At 65.2% G+C, this 4435-nt stretch carries 3 protein-coding genes and 1 pseudogene; all 4 read left to right on the forward strand.

Translation table 11 applies throughout. From position 1 onward, the window contains the following. Nucleotides 1-739: pseudogene (locus AC1DSN_RS18870) on the forward strand (dihydroxy-acid dehydratase); the annotation flags it as partial. A gap of 139 nt (nucleotides 740-878) precedes the next feature. Continuing rightward, nucleotides 879-1898, forward strand: coding sequence for a ketol-acid reductoisomerase (ilvC, locus tag AC1DSN_RS18875; RefSeq protein WP_213949171.1), 1020 nt, complete (start codon nucleotides 879-881; stop codon nucleotides 1896-1898). Nucleotides 1899-2100: 202 nt separating this feature from the next. Further along, complete coding sequence (ilvB, locus tag AC1DSN_RS18880) at nucleotides 2101-3894, forward strand: biosynthetic-type acetolactate synthase large subunit (protein ID WP_477332204.1); 1794 nt, start codon at nucleotides 2101-2103, stop codon at nucleotides 3892-3894. 1 nt (nucleotide 3895) lies between these two features. After that, nucleotides 3896-4375, forward strand: a complete 480-nt coding sequence (ilvN, locus tag AC1DSN_RS18885) for an acetolactate synthase small subunit (RefSeq protein ID WP_063572546.1) — start codon at nucleotides 3896-3898, stop codon at nucleotides 4373-4375. Nucleotides 4376-4435: the final 60 nt, after the last annotated feature.

Here is a 4435-nt window from a genome sequence, read left to right on the forward strand (position 1 = left end):
GTTGACGGATACACCGACGGTCACGGGCCGCAGCCTGTTCGCAGAGCTGGACGCCGCGCCGCCGGCAACCGACGGGCAGCAAGTGGTGCGCCCGGTCGCTCATGCGTTCAAGCCGCGCGGCGGATATAGCATCCTCTACGGCAACCTCTCGCCGGAAGGCTGCATCCTGAAACTGGCCGGCCACGGTCGCAGCAGCCATGCGGGTCCCGCCCGCGTGTTCGAAAGCGAAGAAGAGGCGTTCGCCGCGGTGCAGGCCGGTCGTATCCGCTCGGGCGATGTCATGGTCATTCGTAACGAAGGGCCTGCCGGCGGTCCAGGCATGCGCGAGATGCTGGCCGTCACCGCTGCCCTGGTCGGTCGCGGACTGGGTAACGACGTGGCGCTGATCACCGACGGCCGCTTCAGCGGTGCCACGCACGGCTTCATGGTCGGGCACATCGCACCCGAAGCCGCACGCGGTGGCCCGATCGGACTGCTCCGCGAAGGCGACGCCATCTTCATCGATGCATCGACGCGCGAACTGCGTACCGATGCCGACCTCGCCTCGCGCCGTGGCGCGTGGCAACCCACACCACCCAAGGTAACGCGCGGGGTTTTGGCGAAGTACGCGCGCCTGGTTGGCTCGGCGGCGGAAGGCGCGGTGACCCAGGCCTTCGACGACGCGCCGGCGACAGGTACGGCGCCCGCCCGACGCCGATCCGACGAAGAAGACATGACGCAGGAACTCATCGGTAACTGACCCTATCCAGCACCCCCATCTGTAGGAGCCGATTCATCGGCGAATCCCTGACCGTGTCGCGACCCCCAATCGCCGATGAATCGGTTCCCACAACAAGCCACCACCGAATGACACCTTCGCAATCTCAAGGAGACACCCCGTGACCGACAAGCAAGCCACCACCGCACCGCTGCAGAACGCCCGTATCGCCGTCCTCGGCTACGGCAGCCAGGGCCGCGCACACGCGCTCAACCTGAAGGACTCCGGACTCGACGTCGTAGTCGGCCTGCGTCCCGGTGGCCCGTCCTGGAGCCGCGCGTATGTCGACGGCTTCGCCGTGGCCGAGCCCGGTGATGCCGTCCGCGGTGCGGACCTGATCGCCGTGCTCACGCCGGACATGACCCAGCCCGAGATCTACAAGAACTCGATCGAGCCGAACATCAAGCCCGGCGCGACGCTGTTGTTCGCCCACGGCTTCAACGTGCACTTCGGCCAGATCGAACCACGCAAGGACATCGACGTGGTGCTCGTCGCACCGAAGGGTCCGGGCGCGCTCGTCCGCCGCGAGTATGAAATCGGTCGCGGTGTACCCTGCCTCTACGCGGTGCACCAGGATGCCACTGGCCATGCCACCGAACGTGCCACGGCCTACGCCGCCGGCATCGGCGGTGCACGCGCGATGCTGATTGAAACCGACTTCAAGGAAGAAACCGAGACCGATCTGTTCGGTGAGCAGGCCGTGCTCTGCGGTGGTGCCAGCGAACTGGTCATCAAGGGATTCGAAACCCTCGTCGAGGCAGGGTATCGCCCGGAGATCGCCTATTACGAGGTGATGCACGAGCTCAAGCTGATCGTCGACCTGTTCTATGAGGGCGGCATCGCCCGCATGCTCGAGTTCATTTCGGAGACCGCGCAGTACGGCGACTACACGCGTGGCCCGCGCATCGTCGACGAAGGTACGAAGCAGCGCATGAAGCAGGTGCTCACCGAGATCCAGGACGGCACGTTCGCCCGCGAATGGACCGCCGAGTACAAGGCTGGCCTGCCCAACTACAAGGCGTTCAAGCAGCGCGATCTCGATCACCCGATCGAGAAGGTCGGTGCGCAGCTACGCGCCCGCATGCCCTGGCTAGCCACCAACCAGCCAAAGCCAGCCGCCGAACCGGCCAAAGCTGACTGACCGAAACCCTGTAGGAGCCGGCTATGCCGGCGATCCCGCGGCAGCGGGCCGATGGCGGCGAGCCCCCTTCGCCGCTGAAGCGGCGCCTACAAGAGCTCAGGCTTTTCGACGTTAAAGGACTCACATACCCGTGAACGCGCAACTGGAATCCGTCGGCGACATTCGCCGTCCAACCGTGAATCATCCCCTGGCTGGCCAGTCCATGACCGGGGCGGACATCGTCGTGCAAGTGCTTGCCGACGAGGGCCTCGACGTACTCTTCGGTTACTCCGGTGGCGCCATCCTTCCTGTGTACGACGCGGTATTCCGCTACAACGAAAGCCATCTCCACGACGACGGCCGCGAATCCCTGCCGCTCATCGTGCCCGCCAACGAACAGGGTGCCTGCTTCATGGCGGCCGGCTATGCACGCGCGTCGGGTCGCGTGGGCGTCGCACTCGTCACCTCCGGACCGGGTGCCACGAATGCCGTGACGCCGGTGCGCGATTGCATGGCCGATTCGATTCCCCTGGTCGTGATCTGCGGCCAGGTTCCCACGGGCTCCATAGGTACCGACGCCTTCCAGGAGGCGCCCATCACAACGATCATGGGCGCCTGCGCGAAACACGTGTTCCTGGTGACCGATGCTTCCACGCTCGAGGCCACCTTGCGCACGGCATTTCATATCTCCCGGAGCGGGCGGCCAGGGCCCGTGGTTATCGACATACCCAAGGACGTCCAGAACGCGCCACTCATCTTCGAAGGCCGGCGCGAACTTGCGGTGCGCGGCTACCGTTCTCGCTTGCATGCGGTGGAATCCGCCGTCATCGACGATACTCAGTGCGCCGAATTCTTCGCCATGCTCGCCGCGTCTAAGCGGCCGCTGATCTACGCAGGTGGCGGCATCGTTTCAGCCGGAGCCGCAGGCGTACTCCGGGAGTTCGCACGCGCGTTCGGCCTGCCGGTCGTCACGACGCTGATGGGCATCGGCGGTTTCGATACCACCGACCCGCTCGCCCTGCGCATGCTGGGCATGCATGGCGCCGCCTATGCCAACTATGCCATGGACGATTGCGACCTCGTCTTCGCGCTCGGTGCCCGGTTCGATGACCGGGTGGTCGGGGTGCCGGCCAAGTTCGCACCGAAGGCACGCGCGATTGCCCAGATCGATATCGACCCTGCGGAGATCGGTAAGGTCAAGGCGGTCGACTGGCACCATATCGGTTCATTGGACGCGTCCCTGGAGCGCCTGCTCGCTTACGGCCAGCGCATCGGCTTCACAACCGACTACGCTCCCTGGCACGACCACGTCGCCGCACTGAAGAAAAGCCATGCCATGGACTTCTGCCGCGACGGTGAAACGATCCATCCCTGCGTGGTCATCGAGGCGATCAACCGCATCACCGACGGGCGCGCCATCATCAGCACGGGCGTTGGCCAACACCAGATGTGGGCGGCGCAGTATTTCGACTTCCGCGAGCCGCGTCGCTGGCTGACGTCGGGATCCATGGGCACGATGGGCTTCGGCCTGCCCGCAGCGATCGGCGCGCAGTTCGCCAGGCGCGACCTGACCRTCATCGACATCGACGGCGATGCCAGCATCCGCATGAACATCGGTGAGCTCGAAACGGTGACGACGTACGACCTTCCCGTGAAAGTCGTCGTGATGAACAATGCTGGCGACGGCATGGTGCGCCAATGGCAGAAGCTGTTCTTCAAGGGCCGCTTCTCAGCCTCGGACAAGAGCCTGCATAAGAAAGATTTTGTTCGCGCCGCCCAGGCCGACGGTTTCGAATGGGCGCAGCGCCTCGACAAGCCGGACGATATCGACGCCACCATCGCCGACTTCCTCGCTTTCGAGGGCCCGGCCTTTCTCGAGGTGATCATCGATCCGGATGCCGGCGTCTATCCCATGGTGGGCCCGGGATCGACCTACGCCGAGATGATCACCGGCGACTGGATCGCCAGTCGCCACGCGCCGGCGACCGACACCGCCGAACCCACGGGAATGTTCTGACATGCGCCACCTGATCTCCATGCTGTTGCAGAACGAAGCCGGTGCACTCGCGCGCGTTGCCGGTCTGTTCGCCTCGCGGGGCTACAACATCGAATCGCTCACCGTGGCGGCCACGCACGACGTGGATGCGTCACGCCTCACGCTCGTGGTGTTCGGCGACGACGCCGTTGTCGAGCAGATCATCAAGCAAACGGCAAAGCTCGTCGATGTGATCGAGATCGCGGAGATCACCCGGCGCGAACACGTGGAGCGGGAACTCCTCGTCGCCCACGTCGAAGCCAGTGCCGGTGCGGTGGATGCGTGCCTCGCCCAGTTCGGCGGACGGCTCCTGCAACGCGCAGGAAACCAGTCGGTCGCCGAGTTCACCGGGCGCGCCGACGAGGTCGACGCCTTCCTCGATGCACTGCGTCTCGCTGGCGAGATCGTCGATCACGCACGCAGCGGTATCGCCGCCATCGAGCGCCCTTTGGCGACGGCCTGACCGCCGCTCTCTGTATGGTGGGAGCCGATTCATCGGCGATGGGTGCTCGCGACCGGCTGC

The sequence above is a fragment of the Luteibacter sp. P4_D7_3 genome (assembly GCF_056401735.1).